Source organism: Bifidobacterium longum subsp. longum JCM 1217 (genome assembly GCF_000196555.1).
Taxonomy (GTDB): domain Bacteria; phylum Actinomycetota; class Actinomycetes; order Actinomycetales; family Bifidobacteriaceae; genus Bifidobacterium; species Bifidobacterium longum.
The window spans coordinates 1,846,276-1,867,814 of sequence record NC_015067.1; the positions used below are offsets into that span (position 1 = coordinate 1,846,276).

At 60.7% G+C, this 21,539-nt stretch carries 22 protein-coding genes, 1 tRNA gene and 1 pseudogene; 6 read left to right on the top strand and 18 right to left on the bottom strand.

Translation table 11 applies throughout. The features are described 5' to 3' along the window. The first annotated feature begins 61 nt into the window (after window positions 1-61). Window positions 62-739, top strand: coding sequence for a sugar O-acetyltransferase (locus BLLJ_RS07950; RefSeq protein WP_007052445.1), 678 nt, complete (start codon window positions 62-64; stop codon window positions 737-739). 131 nt (window positions 740-870) lie between these two features. Here the strand turns inward: BLLJ_RS07950 and BLLJ_RS07955 are convergent, their stop codons facing one another. The 10 genes from BLLJ_RS07955 to BLLJ_RS08000 all read right to left on the bottom strand — a co-directional run bounded on the left by BLLJ_RS07955 (window position 871) and on the right by BLLJ_RS08000 (window position 10,136). After that, window positions 871-1,575, bottom strand: a complete 705-nt coding sequence (locus tag BLLJ_RS07955; protein ID WP_007052444.1) for an ABC transporter ATP-binding protein — start codon at window positions 1,573-1,575, stop codon at window positions 871-873. Beyond that, window positions 1,575-2,435: an ABC transporter ATP-binding protein gene (locus tag BLLJ_RS07960; RefSeq protein ID WP_007052443.1), complete on the bottom strand. Its 861-nt coding sequence runs from the start codon at window positions 2,433-2,435 to the stop codon at window positions 1,575-1,577. The genes BLLJ_RS07955 and BLLJ_RS07960 overlap by 1 nt, the downstream gene beginning before the upstream one ends. Beyond that, window positions 2,432-3,520, bottom strand: coding sequence for a branched-chain amino acid ABC transporter permease (locus BLLJ_RS07965; RefSeq protein ID WP_007053882.1), 1,089 nt, complete (start codon window positions 3,518-3,520; stop codon window positions 2,432-2,434). Before BLLJ_RS07965 ends, BLLJ_RS07960 begins: the two co-directional genes overlap by 4 nt. 4 nt (window positions 3,521-3,524) lie before the next feature. Further along, the gene (locus BLLJ_RS07970) at window positions 3,525-4,451 is read right to left on the bottom strand and encodes a branched-chain amino acid ABC transporter permease (RefSeq protein ID WP_007052441.1); all 927 of its coding nucleotides are present in this window, start codon (window positions 4,449-4,451) and stop codon (window positions 3,525-3,527) included. Window positions 4,452-4,692: 241 nt separating this feature from the next. After that, on the bottom strand, window positions 4,693-5,880 hold the full coding sequence (locus BLLJ_RS07975; protein ID WP_007055677.1) for an ABC transporter substrate-binding protein: 1,188 nt from the start codon (window positions 5,878-5,880) through the stop codon (window positions 4,693-4,695). Window positions 5,881-6,152: 272 nt separating this feature from the next. Continuing rightward, window positions 6,153-7,061, bottom strand: a complete 909-nt coding sequence (prmC, locus tag BLLJ_RS07980) for a peptide chain release factor N(5)-glutamine methyltransferase (RefSeq protein WP_049137238.1) — start codon at window positions 7,059-7,061, stop codon at window positions 6,153-6,155. 62 nt (window positions 7,062-7,123) lie between these two features. After that, on the bottom strand, window positions 7,124-8,212 hold the full coding sequence (gene prfA, locus BLLJ_RS07985) for a peptide chain release factor 1 (RefSeq protein ID WP_007052437.1): 1,089 nt from the start codon (window positions 8,210-8,212) through the stop codon (window positions 7,124-7,126). A 153-nt stretch (window positions 8,213-8,365) separates the two neighbouring features. Beyond that, window positions 8,366-8,578 carry a 50S ribosomal protein L31 gene (gene rpmE, locus BLLJ_RS07990; protein WP_003830110.1) on the bottom strand — a complete coding sequence of 71 codons (213 nt, stop codon included), beginning with the start codon at window positions 8,576-8,578 and terminating at the stop codon, window positions 8,366-8,368. Window positions 8,579-8,715: 137 nt separating this feature from the next. Beyond that, a tRNA-Ile gene (locus BLLJ_RS07995) sits at window positions 8,716-8,789 on the bottom strand. A gap of 117 nt (window positions 8,790-8,906) precedes the next feature. Then, window positions 8,907-10,136: an ROK family transcriptional regulator gene (locus BLLJ_RS08000; protein WP_007052436.1), complete on the bottom strand. Its 1,230-nt coding sequence runs from the start codon at window positions 10,134-10,136 to the stop codon at window positions 8,907-8,909. Between the two features lie 219 nt (window positions 10,137-10,355). Between BLLJ_RS08000 and BLLJ_RS08005 the strand changes: the two genes are divergently transcribed. From BLLJ_RS08005 to BLLJ_RS11190, 3 genes are all read left to right on the top strand, one after another. Next, window positions 10,356-11,876: a xylulokinase gene (locus BLLJ_RS08005; RefSeq protein WP_007052435.1), complete on the top strand. Its 1,521-nt coding sequence runs from the start codon at window positions 10,356-10,358 to the stop codon at window positions 11,874-11,876. A 194-nt stretch (window positions 11,877-12,070) separates the two neighbouring features. Next, complete coding sequence (locus BLLJ_RS08010; RefSeq protein WP_007056791.1) at window positions 12,071-12,427, top strand: hypothetical protein; 357 nt, start codon at window positions 12,071-12,073, stop codon at window positions 12,425-12,427. Between the two features lie 57 nt (window positions 12,428-12,484). After that, window positions 12,485-12,829, top strand: a complete 345-nt coding sequence (locus tag BLLJ_RS11190) for a hypothetical protein (RefSeq protein ID WP_007056793.1) — start codon at window positions 12,485-12,487, stop codon at window positions 12,827-12,829. Window positions 12,830-13,100: 271 nt separating this feature from the next. Here BLLJ_RS11190 and BLLJ_RS08020 read toward each other — a convergent pair. From BLLJ_RS08020 to xylA, 3 genes and pseudogenes are all read right to left on the bottom strand, one after another. Continuing rightward, window positions 13,101-13,343, bottom strand: a pseudogene (locus tag BLLJ_RS08020) (ABC transporter permease subunit); the annotation flags it as partial. Between the two features lie 20 nt (window positions 13,344-13,363). Continuing rightward, complete coding sequence (locus BLLJ_RS08025) at window positions 13,364-14,641, bottom strand: IS256-like element ISBlo8 family transposase (RefSeq protein ID WP_013582902.1); 1,278 nt, start codon at window positions 14,639-14,641, stop codon at window positions 13,364-13,366. A gap of 265 nt (window positions 14,642-14,906) precedes the next feature. After that, window positions 14,907-16,256, bottom strand: coding sequence for a xylose isomerase (gene xylA / locus BLLJ_RS08030; RefSeq protein ID WP_007055684.1), 1,350 nt, complete (start codon window positions 16,254-16,256; stop codon window positions 14,907-14,909). 296 nt (window positions 16,257-16,552) lie between these two features. On the opposite strand from xylA, the gene BLLJ_RS08035 reads away from it, so the two are divergent. Further along, window positions 16,553-16,786, top strand: coding sequence for an MFS transporter (locus BLLJ_RS08035; RefSeq protein WP_007052419.1), 234 nt, complete (start codon window positions 16,553-16,555; stop codon window positions 16,784-16,786). 19 nt (window positions 16,787-16,805) lie between these two features. Further along, window positions 16,806-17,123 (top strand): permease, encoded by a 318-nt coding sequence (locus BLLJ_RS08040; RefSeq protein ID WP_007053872.1) that lies wholly within the window; start codon window positions 16,806-16,808, stop codon window positions 17,121-17,123. Between the two features lie 9 nt (window positions 17,124-17,132). Here BLLJ_RS08040 and BLLJ_RS08045 read toward each other — a convergent pair whose 3' ends face one another. From BLLJ_RS08045 to BLLJ_RS08065, 5 genes are all read right to left on the bottom strand, one after another. Next, a complete protein-coding gene (locus BLLJ_RS08045; protein WP_007052417.1) occupies window positions 17,133-17,933 on the bottom strand; it encodes a hypothetical protein in 801 nt (266 codons plus the stop codon). A gap of 925 nt (window positions 17,934-18,858) precedes the next feature. Continuing rightward, window positions 18,859-19,278: a peptide deformylase gene (locus tag BLLJ_RS08050; protein ID WP_007056959.1), complete on the bottom strand. Its 420-nt coding sequence runs from the start codon at window positions 19,276-19,278 to the stop codon at window positions 18,859-18,861. Window positions 19,279-19,285: 7 nt separating this feature from the next. Then, window positions 19,286-20,137 (bottom strand): aldo/keto reductase, encoded by an 852-nt coding sequence (locus tag BLLJ_RS08055; protein ID WP_013582903.1) that lies wholly within the window; start codon window positions 20,135-20,137, stop codon window positions 19,286-19,288. 72 nt (window positions 20,138-20,209) lie between these two features. After that, window positions 20,210-21,004 carry an MFS transporter gene (locus BLLJ_RS08060; RefSeq protein ID WP_013141230.1) on the bottom strand — a complete coding sequence of 265 codons (795 nt, stop codon included), beginning with the start codon at window positions 21,002-21,004 and terminating at the stop codon, window positions 20,210-20,212. Further along, window positions 21,005-21,511, bottom strand: a complete 507-nt coding sequence (locus BLLJ_RS08065; RefSeq protein WP_007052411.1) for a MarR family winged helix-turn-helix transcriptional regulator — start codon at window positions 21,509-21,511, stop codon at window positions 21,005-21,007. Window positions 21,512-21,539: the final 28 nt, after the last annotated feature.

Consider the following 21,539-nt stretch of genomic DNA (forward strand, 5'->3'; position numbering starts at 1 on the left):
GCACAGACCGTAGATACAATGAGTCCATCCATGCTCTTTCGCGAAATTACAGGAGTGTTCAATGAGCGAAATCAATGCTGAATCCACCACCATGCCTCCCGTCGAACTGCGTATGCCGCGCGCCAGCGAGCGCGAGGAGATGCTCGCCGGCAAACTGTACAATTCGGTAGACCCTGAATTGAATGCCCTGCGCGAGAAGGCCGGCGACCTGTGCGCGCGCTTCAACGCCGCGTCGCGTACCGATCATGCCGCCCGTGCCGCGATTCTCGATGAGCTGCTGCCCGGCCACGGTGCCGGCCTTGACGTGATGGGGCCGATTTTCTTCGACTATGGCTGCAACATCACCATCGGAGAGCGCGTGTTCGCCAACTTCAACTTCACTGTGCTGGATTGTTGCCCGGTGACGATTGGCGACGACGTGCTGTTCGGCCCGAACGTTTCGCTGCTGCCACCGATGCATCCGTTGCGTTGGCAGGATCGTAACGTGAGGCAGGCACCTGATGGTTCCGCATACGACTGCGAGTATGGCAAGCCGATTGTCATCGGCTCGAACTGCTGGTTTGGCGGCAATGTGACGGTAATCGGCGGCGTGACGATCGGCGAGGGTTGCGTGATCGGTGCCGGCTCGGTGGTGACGCGCGATATTCCGCCGCACACCGTGGCCGTGGGTAATCCGGCCCGTCCGATTCGCGAGATTACGGATAAGGATGCTTCCGCGCTACAGTATTACGCGCAGTGATATATGAATGCTCCCGCTGGCGAGCTGTCAGCGGAGCTGACTGAGGGTGGTTGCCGGAAATCTCCGATAACCACCCTCAGCCTCACTTCGTGAGGTAGCTCCCGCCAGCGGGAGCATAGTAATGTGAGACGTCACGCGCCGAGGTACGCCTTGCGCACCTTCTCGTCGTGCAGCAGGTCGGAGGCCTTGCCCTCCATGGTGATCTTGCCGGTCTCGAGCACGTAGGCGCGATCCGCGATGGACAGGGCCATCTTCGCGTTCTGCTCCACGAGCAGCACGGTGATGCCACGCTTGCGCAGCGTGACGATGATGTCGAAGATCTCCTTGACCAGCAGCGGGGACAGACCCATCGACGGCTCATCCATGAGGATGGTCTTCGGATGGCTCATCAGGGCGCGGCCCATGGCCACCATCTGCTGCTCACCGCCGGAAAGCGTGCCGGCCAGCTGGCGGCGACGTTCCTTCAAACGCGGGAAGTAGTCGAACACCATCTCAAGATCCTTACCCAGACTGGACTGGTCTTTGAGACTGAACGCGCCCATCTCTAGGTTCTCCTGCACGCTCATGCGGGTGAACACGTGGCGGCCTTCCGGCACATGGGCCATGCCCAGCGTGACGATCTTGTTCGCATGCGTTTTGAGCAGATCGTGGCCATCATAGGTAATGCTGCCGGATTTGGCAGGCACCAGACCGGTGATGGTGTGCAGGGTGGTGGTCTTGCCGGCGCCGTTGGCTCCGATCAGGGAGACGATCTCGCCGTCGTTCACCTTGAGGCTAATGCCCTTGACCGCGTCGATCGCGCCATAGGAAACGCATAGATCCTTGATTTCCAGCATCAGCGCGCTCCTTCCGTCAGTGTCTTGGCAATGCTTGGCTCCGGTTCCGCCTTGGTGGTGGAATCGCCGTCCGCGTCATCGTTGTTGTCGCTGCCCAAGTAGGCGGAGATGACCTGCGGGTTGTTGGCGATCTCCTCCGGCGTGCCGGATGCGATGGTGCGGCCATAGTCCAGCACCTGGATGCGCTGGCATACGCTCATCACCAGGCTCATGTCATGTTCGATGAGCAGGATGGCGATACCGAAACGGTCGCGGATCGTGTTGATACAGTGCAGCAGATCCTCGGTTTCGGTGGGGTTCATGCCGGCGGCCGGCTCGTCGAGCAGCAGCAGTTTCATGCCGGTGGCCAGGGCGCGTGCGATCTCGAGCTTGCGCTGCTGGCCGTACGGCAGGTTGGCCGCCTGGGTGGTGGCCAGTCCCTCGAGGTTGAAGATGCGCAGCAAGTCGATGGCCTTCTCGTGCATCTCGTTCTCCTGCTTCCAGAAGCCCGGGGTGCGGAAGATGGCGCTGCCCATGTGGTAGGTGAACGACTCATCGAAGGCGACGAGCACGTTCTCCTCGACGGTGAGCTGCTTGAACAGGCGGATGTTCTGGAAGGTTCGGGCGATGCCGGCACGCACGACCTGATAGGTCTTCTTGCCGTTCATCCGGGTTCCGTCCAGCCAGAACTCGCCTTCGGTGGGCTTGTACACGCCGGTCAGCAGGTTGAACACCGTGGTCTTGCCGGCGCCGTTGGGGCCGATCAGGCCAATGAGTTCGCCCTTGTTGATGGTCATGTTGAAGTTGGACACGGCTTTCAGACCACCGAAGGTGATGCCGAGATGTTCGGCTTTGAGGATGGGCTGGGTTGCGTCGCTCATCGTGAGGCCTCCTTCACGGTCTTGTCGTCGGACTGGTCATGCTGCTTGGCGCTGGCCGCGGGTTTCGCGCCCTTGCCGGCGGCGCCGCGGAACAGCATGCGGTTGACCAGACGCGGCAGTGAGAACTCCCAGGATCCGAAGATGCCCTGCGGGCGGAAGATCATGACGAGCACCAGCACCACCGAGTAGGCGAGCATACGGTAGTCGGCGAAGGCGCGCAGCAGCTCGGGCAGGATGGTCAGGCCGATGGCGGAGACGATCGAGCCGGTGAGCGAACCCATGCCGCCGAACACCACCATGATCACGTAGTTGATGGAGTTGAGCCAACCGGCCATGGTGGGGTTGAGCGAGCCGATGTACTGGGCGAAGATACCGCCGGCGATGCCCGCGAAGAACGCGGAGATCGCGAAGACGAGCACCTTGAGGTACGTGGTGTTGAGTCCGGAGGCGCCGGCGGCGATCTCGTCGTCGCGGATGGCCTTGACCGCACGGCCGTAACGGGAGCGGCCGAACATGAAGAGCACGACCACGGTGACCACCATGATCCAGAACACGACGTACAGGTTGGCGGTGCGTTCGATGCCGATCAGCGCCTGTCCGGCGGCGCCCTTGTCGAGGCCCATGCCGCCGGCTACCTTGAGGTTCTGGATGATCACGCGGATGATCTCACCGAAGCCCAGCGTGATGATGGCCAGGTAGTCGCCGTGCAGTCGCAGGGCAGGAATGCCGATCAGGATGCCGAACACGCAGGCCACCACGCCGCCGATCAGCGTGGTGAGCAGGAAGCGGGCGGTGGGGTCGATGGCAATGCCGGCGGCGACCATGTATTTGGAGGTCAGTGCGGCCACGTAGGCGCCGATGGCCTCGAAACCGCAGCATCCCAGCGTCAGCTGGCCGAGCACGCCGATGGTGAGGTTCAGGGAGGTGGTCATGATGATGGCGATGCACGCGGTCATCATGATGCCCTTGATGTAGGAGTCGGCCAAGCCGGATTCGCACAGCGCCATCACGATGCCGAACGCGGCGAGGATGCCGATGAAGCACACAAGATAGGACTGTTTGGTGGAAAGCATTGTCTTCTTCATCTGATCAGACCTTCTCCCCTTCGTTCTTGCCCATAATGCCGGACGGTTTGACGAGCAGCACGATGATCAGGATGGCGAACACGATGGCGTCGGAGAACGCCGAGGTGATGATGCCCGCCGTGATGGTGCCGATATACGCCTTGGTCAGGCTTTCGATCAGACCGATGGCCAGACCACCGATCATGGCGCCCGGGATGGAACCAATGCCGCCGAGCACGGCGGCGACGAACGCCTTCAGGCCCAGCATGGCGCCCATCATAGGCGAGACCTGCGGGTAGGCGGCGCAGTACATCAGCGAGGCGACCGCGGCCAGACCGGAGCCGATGGCGAATGTCAGGGCGATGGTGGAGTTCACGTTGATACCCATGAGCACGGCGGCCTCCTTGTCTTCGGAGACGGCGCGCATGGCCTTGCCCTGCCTGGTGAATTTGACGAACAGCTGCAGGCCCACCATGATGACCAGGCCGATGACGATGGTCAGCAGGGTGTCTCCCGGCAGCTTGAGCTTGCCGAACGCGATGGACGGCAGGTGGAAGATGGTCGGGACGGTCTGGAAGTCGGCGCCGAAGATGGCCTGTGAGCCGTTCTCCAGCAGCAACGACATGGCGATGGCGGTGATCAGGGCGGTCATGGAGTTGCCCTTTTCACGCACCGGCTTATAGGCGGCCTTTTCGACGATCACGCCGACGGCCACGCATACCAGGATGGCGGGAATGACCGCCACCCAGGCGGGCAGTCCCATGGCCACGATGGCCGGAATGGTGAGCATGAGCACGTAGGCTCCGACCATGATGAAATCGCCGTGGGCAAAGTTGATCAGTCGGATGATGCCGTAGACCATGGTGTAGCCCAATGCCACCAGCGCGTACACGCTGCCGATTTTCAGACCGTTGAACAGCTGGCTGATGAACATGATGATCTGATCGGTCATAGCTCCCCCTTTCTATCAATGTTGTGGTTCTCTACCGCTGCGCGCGTAGAGATATTCGTATGTCTTGCGATTGATGGCGCGATACGCCCGCGCCTGGCGATATCCGCATATCGACGGCTGTCCTTATGCATCCGAGCCCGTGAAAACACGAAAGGGAGAGGACCGGCAAAACCGGTCGCTCTCCTGTTCATGCGGAAGTCATGCTAGGACATCGTGATTATGCGGTGGGAATTCATGGAATTCACTTGGGCTGCACGGTGGTGTTGTACACCGGCTTGCCGTCCTTCATTTCCAGCACGGTCACGGACTTGGTCGGCGAGCCGGACTTGTCCATGGTGAACTTGCCGGTCACACCGTCGAAGGTCATGCCGGCCACGGCGTTGCGCACATCCTCACGGGTGGCGTTCTCGCCAGCCTTCTCGATGGCCTGCTTGATCATGTAGATGGTGTCGTAGCCCAGAGCGGCGAACGTGTTCGGCTCGGCGTTGTTCTTGGACTTGTAGGACTTGATGAAGTCCTGCACCTTGGTGTTGGTGTTGTCGTCGGCGGAGTAGTGGGTGGTGTAGTAGGTCTTGTTGTACTGGGACTTGTCACCGGTGAGCTTGAGGCCATCGTATCCGTCGGGTCCCATCACGTAGCCCTCGAAACCCACGGAGCGGGCCTGCGGGATGATGTACGGGCCAGCCACGGAGTAGTAGTACGGAGCGTAGAGCAGCTCGGCGCCGGAAGCCTGGATCTTCTGCAGCTGGGCGGAGTACTCGGTGTCGTCGGCGGAGGAGGAGCTTTCCTTGTCCACCACTTCGAGGCCGAGCTTTTCGGCGGCCTTGGCGAAGGCCTCTCCCACGCCGGAGGAGTACGGATCGCCGGTGCCGTAGAGCACGGCCACCTTCTTGACCTTCAGGTTCTCGGCGGCGAAGCGTGCAGCCACCTCACCCTGGTAGGAGTCCTTGAAGCAGGTGCGGAACAGGTAATTGCCGGTTTCGATGGAGTCGGAGGTGGCGGCCGGGGCGATGGTGACCAGCTTGGACTGGTCGGCCAGCGGGGCCACGGCTGCGGTGGTGGCGGAAATGGTCGGGCCGGCCACGGCGAGCACGTTGTTGTCGCCGGCGAGCTTGTTGTAGGCGTTGGAGGCTTCGGTGGCGTCGCCCTTGTCGTCCATGGACTCGAGCTTGACCTTCTTGCCGTTGATGCCGCCCTTGGCGTTGATCTCGGAGACCGCCAGCTCGAAGCCCTTGACCTCGGCCTCGCCGTAAGCGGCGGCGGTACCGGAGTTGGTGGTCACGGTGCCGATGGTGATGGAGTCGCCGGAGGCCTTGGCACTGGAGCTGGAGGAATCATCCATGCTGCCGCCGGAGCAGCCCGCGAGGGACAACGCCATAACAGCGGCCGCGCTGGCCGCAACGAACTTAGTGGAGAACTTCACGTTCATCCTCTTCCTTCTTCCTTGGGATATTTCAACATCGTTCATCTGTCAACCAACGCGCGGGATGTGCGCGTGAGACGTTCCACTCACATAATTCGCATACCACAGAACTACATCACACGGCTTGTGACCGTCATTCACGTCTCTCTCATCCGATGTTTGTCGCGGACTGTTATAACCAGACCGGCTTTGAACCCGCAATAAATTGTTCTTATTATGAGACAGCGCAATTACGGAAACGAGAATACAATCCCAAGGAAATGTGGGATTCGTGGGGCTTAGGACACTGCAAACAGGTAGCGGTCGCGACCCGTCCAGTCCTGGCCGGTCGATGCGGCAGCGAATCCGGTGGCACTGGCAAAGGCCACGAGACGATCCCCCTGGGTCACGTCATGTTCCATGACAAGCACGCCCCCAGGCTTGAGAAGACGGCAGGCCCGCTCGATAATGCGCTCGGGAATCAACGTACCGTCCATCGAGCCGCCATACAAAGCCAATTCCGGATCCCAATCACGCACTTCCGGCTGCTCGGGAATATCGGTCTGCGGCACGTAGGGGGGATTGGTGATGACGATATCGACGGTGCCGTCCAATTGGGCCAATGTGGCGAAGGACGTGGCATCCGCGATTTCCAGATGGTAATTCGAGGCAATGGATGGGTACTTTTTCGCGGTTTCCGACAGATTCCTTCGCGTCCATTCGGCGGTGTTCGGCGACAGCTCCACCGCCCACACCTGGCTGCCGGGCACCTCGCTGACAACGGACAGCCCAATCGCGCCGGAGCCGGCGCACAAATCGACCACACAAGGATGGATCATGCCGTTTTTTGTCAGCCAGTCAAGGCCGGCCTGCACCACGGTTTCGGTTTCCGGACGAGGAATGAACACTCCGGGACCGACCTTCAGGTCAAGGTAGCGGAAAGGAGCATGCCCGGTGATGTATTGCAGCGGCTCGCGCTTGGCACGGCGGTCGAGCATGGCACGGAAGACGGCAAGCTGTCCGGTTGTGCCAAGTTCCTCCCCCATAAGCAGAGCCCTGTCGACGTCGCGCAGTTCAACGCCTGCCGCCTCGGCAAGGAGCAACTTGGCATCATGCTCAGGCGTCTCAATACCCGCTTCGCGCAATTGCGAAGAGGCTTGGTTGATGATGTCGGTAATAAGCACTGGCGGTCTCCGTTGATCGGACATTAGGCTCCCCTCAGTCAGCTTCGCTGACAGCTCCCCTCACAGAGGGGAGCCATCCGGCAAAGTCATTTCTGATTGGCCAGACGGTCGGCCTCGTCGGCTTGGATGTCGGAATCGATGACGGCCTGCAGGTCGCCGTCGAGCACGGCGTCAAGGTTGTAAGCCTTGTAATTCGTGCGATGGTCGACGATACGGTTTTCCGGGAAGTTGTATGTGCGGATTCGCTCGGAGCGATCAAGCGAACGTACCTGCGAGTGACGCATGTCGGCGGCCTCGGCGGCCTCCTGCTCATGCTTCATGGCCAGCAGGCGGGACTTCAGTACGCGCAACGCGGCGGCACGGTTCTGAATCTGCGACTTCTCATCCTGCATGTTCACCGTGATTCCGGTTGGCAGGTGGGTCATGCGCACGGCGGAATACGTGGTGTTCACGGACTGGCCGCCGGGGCCGGAGCTCATGAAGATGTCGATTTTCAGGTCTTTCGGATCGATCTCGATCTCGTCGTCATCCTCGTCGGCCTCGGGGAACACGATGACGCCGGCAGCGGAAGTCTGGATACGGCCCTGCGATTCGGTGACGGGGATGCGCTGCACACGGTGTACGCCGCCCTCGTACTTCATCGAAGCCCACACGCCGTCTTCGGGAGCGGGCGTGCCCTTGGCGCGGATGGCGATCTGCACGTCCTTGACGCCGCCGAGCTCGGTGGTGTTCTCGGACTGCACGTTCACGCTCCAGCCACGCTTCTCGGCGTAACGGGTGTACATGCGCAGCAGGTCGCCGGCGAACAGTGCGGCTTCCTCGCCGCCGGTGCCGGCCTTGATCTCCATGATGGTGTCGCGCGCATCATCCGGGTCACGCGGGATCAGCGCGGTGCGCAGCTTCTCCTCGACACCGGGCAGTTCGTCTTCAAGACGCTTGGCTTCCTCGGCGAAGTCGGCGTCCTCGCCGGCCATCTCCTGAGCGGCTGCCAGATCGTCCTTCACCTGCAACCAGGCTTTGTAGGCACCCACGATGGCACCCAGTTCGGCGTGACGACGACCCAGCTTGCGCAGCTTGTCCGGGTTGGACACGACTTCGGGGCTTGCCATCTGTTCTTCGATGGACTGGTACTCCTCAAGCGCGGTTGCCGCCGCCGGGAACTGTTCGTCTGCCATAACACACTTTCTTCTGTATGGTGCTGTTCTGTTCGATTATTCGATTGCGCAGGTCAATGCTGCAACAAAACTTGTCAAAGAATACAAAAAACGCCAGTCCTCGATCGGGTATGCCGGAGCATGCCAAATCGAATCGGACTGGCGTGAAGTATGCTACTTGCTCTTCTTGCCGTAGCGCTTCTCGAAGCGAGCAACGCGGCCACCGGTGTCAAGAATCTTCTGCTTGCCGGTGTAGAACGGGTGGCACTGAGAGCACACGTCAACGAACATGTGATCTTCCTTGCCAGCGGTGCGGGTCACGAAGGTGTTGCCGCACGAGCACGTCACCTCAACGGGGTGATAATCAGGATGGATACCCTGCTGCATTTTACGTCTCCTATGGATTCGGGGGACCCGGGTCGTCATGCCCCTATGGCAAGACGTGAACCGGAACCTAAGGGATTGTACGCGCCTATCTGGACGTGAAGACGCGCTGCGCCGCCGCAGGAGACGACGCAAAAGAGTGGGGCCGCAGGGGCTTGAACCCTGGACCGGGCGATTATGAGTCGCATGCTCTAACCGACTGAGCTACGGCCCCACGTTCGCTGCGTAAAACAGCCAACTTGCCAAAGTGTAGCACGAGCCCGCTAATGCCGGCACGCGCGCCATGCACCCATACCATGCACCCGCCAGCAACAAGCAGCATCTCCCGGCGCTACTTCTCCCCCATGTACCCCAACGGGTTCTCGATGAACCGTCGCAAGCCCATTTCGGCCGCGCCATATAGCGAGGGATGCAGCGCCACCGGCGGCACAAACACGCGAATCTTCACATTCGGGTATCCCAGAATTTCCGAACGCAGCCGGCCTTCAAGCACGGTGGCCAGCTCGTCGCCGAAGTGCGTCCACAGTCCACCCAACAGCACCGTATCGACATCCACCAGATTCACGGCGGAAGCGATGGCGGAAACCAGCGCATCGGCGGCCTGATCGACCACTTTGGCCACATCCGAATCCCCGGCTCGCCAACGCTGGAGGAACATATCGATGGCCTCGCTGCTGGTGGCATCCCCATCCTCGGCAATGCCGGCAGCCTCGACCAAAGCGCGACGGCCCGCAAACGCCTCAAGACACCCGTGACGCCCGCAGCTGCACAACGGCCCATCCATCGCCACGGACAGATGGCCGATCTCGCCGGCGAATCCGTGCGAGCCCATCACCACTTCGCCGTCGCGCACCACCGCGCCGCCGATGCCGATATCGGTAGACAGGTAAATAAAGGAGTCCGTGCGGTCCACCACATTCAGGAAGGGCGCACGTTCGGTGGCATACCCCGGAATCTGAGCGATGGCGGCCATCTTCGCCTCATTGCCGGCCACCACATCCAGCCGGCGCACCACGTTGAACCGGGTGAGGTTGACGTTTTCCCAACCCAGATTGCGGGCCACCAACAGCCACATGTCGTCGGTGACGATGCCCGGCAGCGCAAACCCGGCTCCCACCACCTTGCAGCCGCGTCGTTTGAGCCGGCTTTCCAACGGGAAAGTCATCGCATCGAGCTTGGCGAAGATCTCGTACGGGTCAGTGCCGGTCATATCCTCACTCACCCACTCCCGGCCGAGAGTGTCGCCGTTCAGATCGAGTGCCAGGCAACCGTAACCATCGGTGTTGATCTGCAGGCCGATGCCGGCGATGGATCCGCCGCGAATCTCCAGCGGCGTGCTGGGCCGCCCATATGTGGTGGAAACGACCGGCTCGCCTTCCTGCACCACGCCGCTTTCAATGAGCATCGAGGCCAACAGCGAGAGCGTGGCCTTGGTCAGGCCCGTCTCCTTGGCCAGATCGGCACGACTCATCGGTTTCTGCGCACGCAATAAGGTGTCGAGCGTCACCGACAGGTTATGGTTGCGCAGATCCTCCTGATTGATCCTGCGTAGATTTGCCATTGGCCCCTACCTCCTCGCACCCCTAGTCTCGAGCGCCGCACAGGCGCTCACATCCGTCTATCACACCATGATATTGTGCGTCAAACGATTGAATCGGACCGCACCTTCGCGTGTTTCCGTTTGCAATCGAACGTTGAGATACAGTATAGTTTAATCGTCTAACTTATTGGCTATGGCGCGCCGAAACTTTTGAGCGCGACCCTCATCGAGGAGGAATGCATGACGAGAGTACTGGTTGCCGGCGTAGATACGTCAACCCAATCAACGAAGGTCCGCATCACGGACGCCGCCACCGGCGAACAGGTTCGGTTCGGGCAGGCCAAGCACCCGGATGGCACCTCGGTCAACCCGGAATTCTGGTGGGAGGCCTTCACCAAGGCCGCCGAGCAGGCCGGCGGCCTTGACGATGTCGCGGCCCTCGCGGTTGGCGGCCAGCAGCATGGCATGGTCATTCTCGACAAGCAGGGCAACGTGATTCGCGATGCGATGCTCTGGAATGACACCAGTTCCGCCCCGCAGGCCGCCGCCTTGATCGACAAGCTCGGTGCAGCTCCGGCCGAGGGCGACGAACCGGACGACGTGACCGCCCGCGGCAAGCAACGCTGGGTCAAGGCCGTCGGATCCTCCCCCGTCGCCTCCTACACGCTGACCAAGGTGGCGTGGGTGGCCGAGAACGAGCCTGAGAACGCCAAGAAGATTGCCGCCGTCTGTCTGCCGCACGATTGGCTGAGCTGGCGTATCGCCGGCTATGGCCCGGTGGCCGAGGGCGAGGACGCTCATCTCGAAGCCCTGTTCACCGACCGTTCCGACGCTTCCGGCACCATTTACTACGATGCCGCGCATGACGAGTACCGCCGCGATCTCATCGCCATGGTGCTGGCCCCTGCCGAGGGCGAGGAAGCCGCCAAGGCCCACGCCGACGCCATTGTGCTGCCCACCGTGCTGGGCCCGCGTGAGGCAGCCGCCGTCAAGGCCGACCCCGCCATTGCCGGCAAGGACGTTGAAGGCGGCTGCATCATCGGCCCCGGCGGCGGAGACAATGCCATGGCCTCGCTGGGCCTCGGCATGGCCGTGGGCGATGTGTCCGTATCGCTCGGCACCTCCGGCGTGGCCGCGGCCATCGCTGAAAACCCGGTGTACGACCTGACCGGAGCGATTTCTGGCTTTGCCGACTGCACCGGTCATTATCTGCCGCTTGCCTGCACCATCAACGGTTCGCGCATTCTGGACGCCGGTCGCGCCGCCCTTGGCGTGGACTACGACGAGCTGGCCGAACTGGCCTTTAAGGCCGAGCCGGGTGCCGGCGGCATCACCCTGGTGCCGTACTTCGACGGCGAGCGTACGCCGAACCGTCCGGACGCCACCGCCTCGCTGACTGGCCTGACCCTGCACAACACCACCAAGGAGAATCTGGCTCGTGCGTTCGTCGAAGGCCTGCTGTGTTCCCAGCGCGACTGCCTCGAGCTGATTCGTTCGCTGGGTGCCGAGATCAACCGCATCCTGCTCATTGGCGGTGGCGCGAAGTCCGTGGCCATCCGCACGCTGGCCCCCTCAATCCTCGGCATGGACGTGACCCGTCCGGCCACCGACGAATATGTGGCCATCGGCGCCGCCCGTCAGGCCGCCTGGGTGCTGTCCGGCGAGGCCGAACCGCTGACCTGGCAACTCACCATCGAGGGCGTGGAGACCGGCGAGCCCACCGAAGCCGTGTACGAGGCATACGCCAAGGCGCGCGGCTGATACGCTGCCAGCACAATCCATGAGATAACAACTGAATAACGATTCCTGATGAATGCCGCCATGGCAAGCATCGCGAAGAGCCGCTGTTATACCGCGCTCCTCGCTGAAGCACACATGGCGGCATTTTTCGTTTCCCACGCAATCCACAAATGCGGCTATAATCAAGTCGTTTGAACAAGTCTGGAGATGATCCTATGAACGACCGCTCCCGTATGATGCTGTACGCCCTGACCGCCGTCGCCTGCGTGATGTGGATATGGCAATCCGCCAAAGAAGCAATGGCCGATGGCACGATGATCAGCACCTCAAACATCATCTTTTTGGTATGCATCGGCATTGCCGCCGTCTACTGCGCCGCCAACGCATTGATATTGTGGTGGCGTCAACCCAGCAAGGAGGATGCGGAGAACGATGACGCCGCGGATACGCCTGACGGCACCGATACCGACACCGCAGATGCCGAGGGATCCGAGGACGACACCGATGACGATGTCGAAACCGACGTCGCAACCACGGATGCCGATGCATCACCAACCACTAATCGCCAGTAACCATCGTTATCGTTCGCCCGAATCAAGCGAATCATCCCACTTCAGCAAAGGAACATTATGGAAGTAACAACCGTGTCAACCGTGATCAGCGTGGTGCTGGGCGTCATATGCGCGCCTTGCGGCCTGTTTCTGGGGCTCGTTCCCATGAAGGCCGGCCTGGTGACCGCCAAGCAGTCAAAGGCCTCGCAGATGGTGAGCTTCATCGTTGCCATAGTGTTCATCGGCTTGCTGGTCGCAGGACATGATCTGGAGACCTGGGCCATGGTAATCGGTCTGGTCATCGGCTTCGCCGTTGCCAAGATTCCCGCGCTGCATGCCTGGGCTTTGCACAAGTGGCCGTTCTTCGAGCCCAAGAAAGCGGCTCCCGCTCCCAAGCGCGTCAAGAAAGCCAAGAAGAAGTAAGCTCTGGCCTTACCTATTCGCTGAAAGCGGGATATCGACATCGGTATCCCGTTTTTCATTGGCCGTACATATCCGCTGAGGCACATCGCCGAATCATATTGTCGAAATACACCCCAAGTCAGGGCTGATTTCGCGAAGAACGTACACCGGGATCCATCCATCGCGACAAACGGAAAAGGGACGCTGCGTGCAACAGCGTCCCTTTCGGAGGAGGAATGGAACTCAGGTCCATCCCCGTGGCCACCGGGCGGGCCCGGAGGCCAGGTTTAGCTCAGCCTTTCTTTTTCTTGGAGAGCAGGTCGTAGGCGACGGCGGCGATGACGACGAGGCCCTTGATGGTCTTGACCCAGGCGGCGTCCACGCCCATGATGGACAGGCCCTGGTTGAGCACGCCCATGATCAGGGCGCCGACCATGGCGCCGGGGATGGTGCCGATGCCGCCGGTGACGGCCGTGCCGCCGATGAAGCAGGCCGCGATGGCGTCCATCTCGAACTCATGCCGGGCCTGTCTCGTTAAGTGTGTAACTGGCGTTTTCATTGTTGTGTTCCCTCGCTTGGCCAGCGGTCGGCGAAGGTGATGGCAAAGGCGTTGAGCACGGGCTTCCAGCGCGCGCTCCATCGTATCCGTCCCTTGCCGGTGGGGTCCAGCGAGCGGACGGTCAGGTACATGCACTTGAGCGCGGCCTGCTCGTCGGGGAAGTGGCCGCGGGCGCGGATGGAGCGCTTGAATCTCGCGTTGAGCGATTCGATGGCGTTGGTCGTGCAGATCACGCGCCGGATCTCCACGTCATAGTCCAGGAACGGTATGAACCGTTCCCACGCGTCCATCCACAGCCTGCGGATCGCGGGATATCTCGCCTCCCACTTGTCCAGCATCGCGTCGCGGGCCGCCGCCGCGGCGGCGGCGCTCGGCGCGGTGTAGATGGGTTTGACATCGCGTTTGATGGCGTCCCAGTCCTTCTTCGACGCGTAGCGGAACGTGTTGCGCAGCAGATGCACCACGCAGGTCTGCACGATGGCCAGAGGCCATACCGCGCCCACCGCGTCGGGCAGGCCTTTGAGCCCGTCGCAGATCAGGAAGAACACATCGTCCACGCCCCGGTTCTTCAGCTCGGTGAGCACCGACAGCCAATAGCGTGCGCCCTCCGCGGCGGGCGACGCCCAGATGCCCAGCACGTCGCGGCCGCCCTCCAGATCCACGCCAACGGCCACGTAGAACGCGCGGTTGGCGACCTGCCCGTCGCGCACCTTGACGACGGTCGCGTCGATGAACACGGCCGCGTACACACGATCCAGGGGACGCGAGCACCATTCGTCCTTCTCGGCCACGACCCGCTCGGTGATGCGACTGACGGTCTCCCTGGACACGTCCGCCCCGTAGATCTCCTGGAAGTGGGCGCTGATCTCGCCGGTGGTCAGGCCCCTGGCATACAGGGACAGCACCACCTCGTCCACCCCGGGCAGCCGCCGCTGCCGTTTCCTGACGACGACCGGCTCGAACGAGCCATCGCGGTCTCGCGGCACCTCGATCCCGACCGGACCTACCGAATCGGTGACCACGGTCTTGGCGGTGGTGCCGTTGCGCGTGTTCGCGGCCCTGCCGTCCTTGGATTTCTTGTGCTTGGCGCGGCCCAGGTGCTCGGTCATCTCCTCGTCCAGGGCCGTCTCCAGCACGCTTTTGGTGAACTGTTTGAGCAGTCCGTCGGGCCCTGTCAGGTCCAGTCCTTTTTCCTTGGCCATGCGCACGAATGTGAGCGCCGCCTCCCGCTCGGCGTTGCGTTTTTCCGCGTCCGGCTTCTTCGTCGGTGTCATGTTTCCCCTTGTCCCAGCAGACATCGTCCACCAGCCTTTCCGACCGGCCACACGACCGGCCAGTTAAGGCCAGTTACACACTTCGAGAGACAGTCCCGTTTTCAGCGGAAGGAGAGAAAGGAGAAAGAAGGAATGGAAAGGTGCCATGCGGGCATAACACAACACCGCACATGGCGAAACTATCGAATCAGCCCATCGGGCGCACTGGCATCATAATTGATGTGTACACGCCCGATGGAGCGAATTCAATCGGTCAGACCGATGGTCACTCGACCTCAGCCAGGGCATCAATGATGTAGTTGTTGATGGTGGCCTTGACGGACTCGAGGTGATCGGACTTGGTGGCGGCGATGAGCTCGGACTGCGGCTTGTCGAGGCTGTAGGCTTCGAGGTCGGCCAAGGTGACGTTGCCCTCGTCGATGTCCTTGCCGATGCCGGAGTCGTAGGAGCTGTAGCGCTCGGCCTGAAGATTCTGGATGAAGCCGTCCTGGTTCATCTTGTCGGCAACCAGCAGGCCGGCGGCGTAGGCATCCATGCCGGCGATGTGGGAGCGGAACAGGTCCTCCTCGTAGAAGGAGGTACGGCGCGGCTTGGCGTCGAAGTTCAGACCACCGTGAGGTCCGATGGAGCCGGCCTGCAGGACTTCCCACATGACGGCGACGGTCTCGTACAGATCGGTCGGGAACTCGTCCATATCCCAGCCGATGAGCTTGTCGCCCTGGTTGGCGTCGAGGGAACCGAGGAAGCCGGACTCGCGGGCCACGCGGATCTCGTGCTGGTAGGTGTGGCCGGCCAGGTTGGCGTGGTTGCCTTCCAAGTTCAGCTTGAAGACGTCGGTCAGGTCGTGGTTGCGCAGGAACTCGATGGCGGTGGCGGCATCGAAGTCGTACTGGTGCAGCGTCGGCTCCTTCGGCTTCGGCTCGATCAGGAACTGGGCCTCAAAGCCGATTTCCTTGGCGTAATCTGCGCACATGTGGAAGAACTTGGCGATGTGGTCGGTCTCGCGCTTCATCTCGGTGTTCCACAGGTTCTCGTAGCCTTCGCGGCCACCCCAGAACACGTAGTTCTCGGCGCCCAGGCGCTTGCCGATCTCCAAGCTCTTCTTGAGCTGGCCACCGGCGTAGGCGTAGATGTCGGCGAACGGAGAAGTGGCGGCGCCGGACACGAAGCGCGGGTTGGTGAACAGGGAGGAGGTGTTCCACAGCAGCTTGACACCGGTGGACTTCATATTCTCGTCGATCTTGTCAACGACCTTGTCGAGGTTGGCGTTGGTCTCGCGCAGGGTGTCGCCTTCGGGGGCGATGTCACGATCGTGGAAGCAGAAGTACTCGACGCCCAGCTTCTGGAACAGCTCGAAGGCGTAGTCGACCTTGGCCAGAGCCTGGTCCATCGGATCGGTGTACTTGTAGTACGGGCGGTGCGCGGTGCCGGTGCCGAACGGATCAACCAGTTCCTGGTTGAAGGTGTGCCACCAAGCAACGCCGAAGCGCAGCCAATCCTTCATCTTCTTGCCGGCAACGACCTTGTCGGCATCGTAGTAATGGAAGGCGAAGTCTTCCTTCGGTCCTTTGGCGCGGCCGACGTACTCGATCTTGTCAACATCCCACAGACCCATTTGGGCGCTCCTTTGCAGTAGGCGATATTACGGATTGCAGGACCAATAATAAAACGAACGAACTAAGTTTGTCAAATGATTGAATTAATACGCCGCGTCTCAGCGTGTTGCTAGTCATTGCAATGGTTTTCGAATGCAGTCAAGGCACAGATAGTATGGGCAAGCCAAGAAAGACAACTCAGCCAAGGAAACGAGACTTGATAATTGACGTCACGCAATTCCTCGCCGGCCACCGCTGAGGCCGGCTCCACCACCCCGCCAACCCCAACAGCACCACCCCCGCCAACACCACCGCCATGGTCATCACCCTGATGATCGGCTCGTTTGTGGCCATCCTCAACCAAACGCTGATGATCTCCGCCCTGCCCACGTTGATGCACGAGTTCGACGTGCCCAGCAGCACCGTGCAATGGCTGACCACCGGATTCATGCTTACCAACGGCATCATGATCCCGATCACCGCGTTCCTCATCGAGACCTTCACCACCCGCCAGCTGTTCCTGTACGCGATGGGCATATTTGCAGAATGATCTTGGCGTTAATGCACTGGTGTCCGGTCTGGTGATGATGCCGAGCGGCATCGCCATGGGCATCCTGAACCCGGTGGCAGGCAAGATGTATGACCGTATCGGTGGCCGGCCGCTCGCCTTACTGGGCTTCGCGATCATGACGTCTGCGGCTGTGCTGCTGGTCACCATCATGAACACGCACACCGCGGCGGCCATGCGCACCGGAGTGCCGGAAGCGGCGGCATCGGCCATTGGCGTGCGGGCTTCGTTCCGCACGGTCGCCATTGTGTGCGCGGTCTGTTTGGTTGCGTCACTCTTCATTCGTGATCGCGGCCGCCGACTTGGACAGCAGCGTTAGGCGAATCCTTCACCGATTGCTGGCCTTCTTGATCAGCGCGTCCAAAGTACCGGCTTGGCGCGCGGCTTCCACATCTTCCCAGTCGAGACCGGTGTCTTTGGCCCTCCCGTAGAAAAACCGCACCAGACCGGCAAAGTCCGGTTTATATCCGGTTTCCCGGAATGAACGGGCCAGCGAATCACCGATTTGCGGGTCATCAGGCCTTCGTGCCTCATAGATCGGGATGGAACAGGATCGCCACACGCCTCTCACATGTGCGATGCGATTGACGATCATGCCGCCGTGCGCACCATCGTATTGCGAGGCGGCATGTACGTCCGCCACCTCGTAGACACCACCATGAATGATGTCCTCAACTGTCAGACGACCTTTGACCGCGCTGGCATCGCGAATCCAGAACATCGAAGCGAAATTGGTGTCATCAAGTTCGCGAAAATCACGTATCTCGCGTGTGCCGATACGTTCGTCCTTGTCATACATGAATTCGGCCAAGGCTAGGAATGGCGAGATACCTGCGCCCGGACCGTACTGCAATTCGATACGTAAATCTTCGGATTCATTGCCGGTCAGTCCAATACCGCTGACGGCGCAGTCATAGGCAAACCAATCCCAGAACCACCATTCGATCCTTTGCAGCACCTGCTTCGGATACTTTTTGCATGGGTTCAGATTCACTTCGCGATAATATATGCGTCTCGCTTCGGCATAGACGGCGAGATTGCAGCGTTTGAACATCTCGGCTACGTCTTTGGTGTCCAGCATTGCTGGCAAACCGGCATTTTCGGCAGTAGTAGTGGTTGCGGTGCTCATGGTGTTTCCCCTTCATGTGATGTGGACGGCGGGCTACGTTGCCCGCCGTGAGGCACACTGTATGGCGCTCATGCGGTGGCTCGCAAGCCCACATGGCGAAATGGTGGATAAGTGGAAAACCCAATGATTCCAAGGGGTATGGAATGTGCATAACAGTGGATACCGTCGGTGGATAACCGCACTTTCTTGCAGGTTATCCACTGATCGCGCAGCTGTTATCCACCGTCTCTGGGTTATCCACATCGTCTCTGGCGTGTCGTCCACTGTCAGCAGTCGATTTCTGCTTCGTTTTGGCGTGTATAAGTGCACGGTGAAGTGTATAACTCCGCGCATTAGGCATATTTGCTACTGAGAAAGGTCCCGAAATCGCCTTCGAACGCATAGCTACACTCAGCAGATGTATTCAGCATGGCAATAGACCCACTTAGGCACCAGCGAATGATTTCCCCCCCCGCTTATAGAGTCGGCAAAGGCCCAACACCTGTCCCAACGCCGACGCTACTGCACTGGCAGCGTCGGCAGAGGCCCACGACTTGGCACAGCAACGACGCTAAAACCGCCCAGCATCGTTACACGTCCAAGTTTTGGCCGCTAACGACGCTTAATGAACGCTTAGCGTCGGCAGCAGGTCACGCACTGGTTCTCCACCGACGGTAGCGCTCCTTAGCGAAGCCAGCCCGCCACTCTTTGGCACATCACCGACGCTGAGAGAACCTCCAGCGAAGCCAACCAGCCAACCGCTGGCGACATGACACCACCCACACCCCTCAGCGAAGCCAACCTGCCAGCGCATGGCACCCCAACACCGATGAGAACACCCACCCCACCAGTGCACAAAAGGCTGGTCATAGCGGTTGCGATGTAATCGCATCGTAATCGCGATGACCAGCCTCGGGAGTTGGGCTGCAATGAGCACCGATATGAATCAGATAATGATGCCGTTGCAGTGATCGACTTCATGCTGGATAATCTGCGCAGTCCAACCGGCGAAGGTGGCGTGGCGGGCGCGGAACCGACGGTTCTCGTAGTTGACCTCAATACGTCGATAACGCAGCGTGCGGCGTTCGCCGGTCAGGGACAGGCATCCTTCCTGGGTATCGAAGGCACCGTCCGAAGCGGTAATCACGGGGTTGAGCATCACCGTTATGCGCCCGCCAAGGTCTTCATCCACAAAGACGATGATGCGTTTGCCTACGCCAATCATGTTGGCGGCCATGCCCACGCACCGTGAACGGTTGGCCTCCAGCGTGTCTACGAGGTCTTCGATCACCTGCTCGTCGCCGGGCCCGGCCGCTTCGGACGGCGTGCGCAAAAACGACCGCGAAGTCATAATAGGACGTTGCATGCTGGAATCACGCTTCTTCGTGCCAATGGGGGTTCTGGCCGAAGGTGTGACCTTCGGGGTTGTCCATCGCGGCGATATCGGCCATGTCCTGATCATCGAGCTCAAAAGCGGTCAGGTCAAGGTTCTGGCGCTGGCGTTCCGGGTTCAGGGACTTCGGGATGGCCACGTCGCCGTATTGGAGGTGCCAGCGCAAAATGGCCTGGACCACGGAAATACCGTGCTTGGCGGCGATGCGCTTCAGATCCGGATCGCGCAGCATCTGGTTGGCCCGGCCCAGCGGGCTCCATGCCTCGGTGATGATGCCGTGCGCATTGTCGTAGGACAGCTGTTCGCGCTGCTGGAAGTACGGGTGCAGCTCGACCTGGTTGACGGCCGGCGTCACACCTGTATCGCGAATGAGCAGGTCGATGTGGCCGGGCAGGAAGTTGCTGACGCCAATGTGCTTGACCAAGCCGCGTTCGCGAGCTTCGACCAGCGCTTCCCATGCCTCGACGAACTGGCCTTGGCTTGGGTTCGGCCAGTGAATCAGATAGAGATCGATGTAGTCGAGGCCCATACGGCACACGCTCTCCTCAATGGTGAGCAGAGCCTCGTCGTGAGCATGGTGGCGGCCGGGCAGCTTGGACGTGACGATGATGTCTTCGCGCGGCACGCCGGATTCGCGGATGGCGCGACCCACCACACCTTCGTTCTCATAGTTGAACGCGGAGTCGATGAGGCGGTAACCCTGATGGATGGCGGACTTGATGGCGTCCACACCGGCTAGGCCGTTGACCTTGTACGTACCGAAGCCGGTGGCGGGCAGTTCGAGGCCGTCACTGGCCTTGCGGATCGGAGTGACTGGTGGTTCATCAAGCATGATAGTTCCCCTGCTTCTCCTGTGATGGAATATCGGTTCCATCATAAAGCCAACCAATCCGCTGCGGGCGTACTATTTGACTTCTCTCAATTCCGGCGGTCGGCGAGTGGAGAATCGGAACATGAGCGCGGCGAGAATCACGCCAAGCACGGCCATGCCGGTGAACACCATCATGCTGCGCGGGAACGCGGCCGTATACGAACCGGCCGCGTCCGCCCCATCGTTCGCGGCGATGGCCACCACCCACACATTGCCGGACAGCGCAACGAACACCACATCCATAATCATGGTGCCGGCGAAGCCGCTAAGGATGAACTTGGGCGGGAAGTGGTTCTTCAGCATGCCGCCGAATACCGGGCCGATGGCCGGTGCGGCACAGGTGGCCAGGCCGACTATGCCGAGCATCGCACCACGCTGTTCAAGTGGCGCCTTCTCCAGAATGATGTTGGTGATAAGCGGCAGGGAGATGCCGGTACCGAGCGACATGACCAGTCGGGCGGCGAGCAGCATCGGGAAGTTGACCGCGAGCGCGCCCAGTAATGTGCCGGCGGTGAAAATCACGATGGCCATGATGAACAGTGTTTTGGTGGCGAATTTGCGCACCATGAACGGCGAGCTCGGAATCGACACCGACAGCAAGAGCAGATAACCGGTGACAAGCCACTGCACCACCGAGGCGCCGATGGAGAACTCCTCCATCGGCGTGGAGTAGGCGATGTTCAGTGACGTTTCCGATAGGATGCCGAGGAAGGTCAGGATCGCGAGCGAGACGACCGCGATGACGAGTTTGTTGGAGACCGGTTGCTTGCCGCCGTTAGGCAGCTGTGTTGCGGAATGAGTCACGATCTTGTTCTCTCCTCCATTCATTCAGATATTCTGACTACGACGTTGGAAGTCTTCCTGCATGAGTCGCAGAGCCTCGGTCAAGGTGCGTACCGTGGTTTCGCACTGGTCCGAGGTCAATCCGCCCAGCAGTTGGCTCAAATGCGCGTGATATTCCTCCACATAGATACGGCGGATATCCAAGCCGCGTTCGGTGAGCGTGAGCGTCACCGCACGCCGATCGGCGGCATCGGCGTGTTTGACGACGAGTCCGAGGTCGGCCATTTCGCCGACGAGCTTGGTGATGCTCGGCGTAGTGACGCCGAGGAATGCGCTGACGTCGCCCACGCGCGCGGTGCCGGTATCTTGCCCATTCGGTTCGTTGATATGCCAGACGGCGTCGATCACGTGGACATAGCGCGGTTTCATACCTTTCGGCAATGCCGGCATCAGTTCGGTGATGGTCTTGGCCTTCCAGCAGACATCCAGGAGGCTCCGCACCTCATTCACCGGAAGCAAGCCGGTCTTGGTATCGGTTCGGGAATCGCACATCGCTGGCCCAACCTCCAATTAGTTACCA

What these genes read in the sequence shown, in the direction of transcription:
- BLLJ_RS07970 (WP_007052441.1), bottom strand. Translation starts at nt 4,451, where the DNA reads ATGACCGATCAGATCATCATGTTCATCAGCCAGCTGTTCAACGGTCTG.
- BLLJ_RS08055 (WP_013582903.1), bottom strand. Translation starts at nt 20,137, where the DNA reads ATGCTTGATGAACCACCAGTCACTCCGATCCGCAAGGCCAGTGACGGC.
- BLLJ_RS08000 (WP_007052436.1), bottom strand. Translation starts at nt 10,136, where the DNA reads ATGGCAAATCTACGCAGGATCAATCAGGAGGATCTGCGCAACCATAAC.
- xylA (WP_007055684.1), bottom strand. Translation starts at nt 16,256, where the DNA reads ATGGGTCTGTGGGATGTTGACAAGATCGAGTACGTCGGCCGCGCCAAA.
- BLLJ_RS08005 (WP_007052435.1), top strand. Translation starts at nt 10,356, where the DNA reads ATGACGAGAGTACTGGTTGCCGGCGTAGATACGTCAACCCAATCAACG.
- BLLJ_RS08065 (WP_007052411.1), bottom strand. Translation starts at nt 21,511, where the DNA reads ATGTGCGATTCCCGAACCGATACCAAGACCGGCTTGCTTCCGGTGAAT.
- prmC (WP_049137238.1), bottom strand. Translation starts at nt 7,061, where the DNA reads ATGTCCGATCAACGGAGACCGCCAGTGCTTATTACCGACATCATCAAC.
- BLLJ_RS08010 (WP_007056791.1), top strand. Translation starts at nt 12,071, where the DNA reads ATGAACGACCGCTCCCGTATGATGCTGTACGCCCTGACCGCCGTCGCC.
- BLLJ_RS08050 (WP_007056959.1), bottom strand. Translation starts at nt 19,278, where the DNA reads ATGCAACGTCCTATTATGACTTCGCGGTCGTTTTTGCGCACGCCGTCC.
- BLLJ_RS07965 (WP_007053882.1), bottom strand. Translation starts at nt 3,520, where the DNA reads ATGAAGAAGACAATGCTTTCCACCAAACAGTCCTATCTTGTGTGCTTC.
- BLLJ_RS07955 (WP_007052444.1), bottom strand. Translation starts at nt 1,575, where the DNA reads ATGCTGGAAATCAAGGATCTATGCGTTTCCTATGGCGCGATCGACGCG.
- BLLJ_RS08035 (WP_007052419.1), top strand. Translation starts at nt 16,553, where the DNA reads ATGGTCATCACCCTGATGATCGGCTCGTTTGTGGCCATCCTCAACCAA.
- prfA (WP_007052437.1), bottom strand. Translation starts at nt 8,212, where the DNA reads ATGGCAGACGAACAGTTCCCGGCGGCGGCAACCGCGCTTGAGGAGTAC.
- BLLJ_RS07975 (WP_007055677.1), bottom strand. Translation starts at nt 5,880, where the DNA reads ATGAACGTGAAGTTCTCCACTAAGTTCGTTGCGGCCAGCGCGGCCGCT.
- BLLJ_RS07960 (WP_007052443.1), bottom strand. Translation starts at nt 2,435, where the DNA reads ATGAGCGACGCAACCCAGCCCATCCTCAAAGCCGAACATCTCGGCATC.
- rpmE (WP_003830110.1), bottom strand. Translation starts at nt 8,578, where the DNA reads ATGCAGCAGGGTATCCATCCTGATTATCACCCCGTTGAGGTGACGTGC.
- BLLJ_RS08025 (WP_013582902.1), bottom strand. Translation starts at nt 14,641, where the DNA reads ATGACACCGACGAAGAAGCCGGACGCGGAAAAACGCAACGCCGAGCGG.
- BLLJ_RS08060 (WP_013141230.1), bottom strand. Translation starts at nt 21,004, where the DNA reads ATGAATGGAGGAGAGAACAAGATCGTGACTCATTCCGCAACACAGCTG.
- BLLJ_RS08045 (WP_007052417.1), bottom strand. Translation starts at nt 17,933, where the DNA reads ATGAGCACCGCAACCACTACTACTGCCGAAAATGCCGGTTTGCCAGCA.
- BLLJ_RS07950 (WP_007052445.1), top strand. Translation starts at nt 62, where the DNA reads ATGAGCGAAATCAATGCTGAATCCACCACCATGCCTCCCGTCGAACTG.
- BLLJ_RS11190 (WP_007056793.1), top strand. Translation starts at nt 12,485, where the DNA reads ATGGAAGTAACAACCGTGTCAACCGTGATCAGCGTGGTGCTGGGCGTC.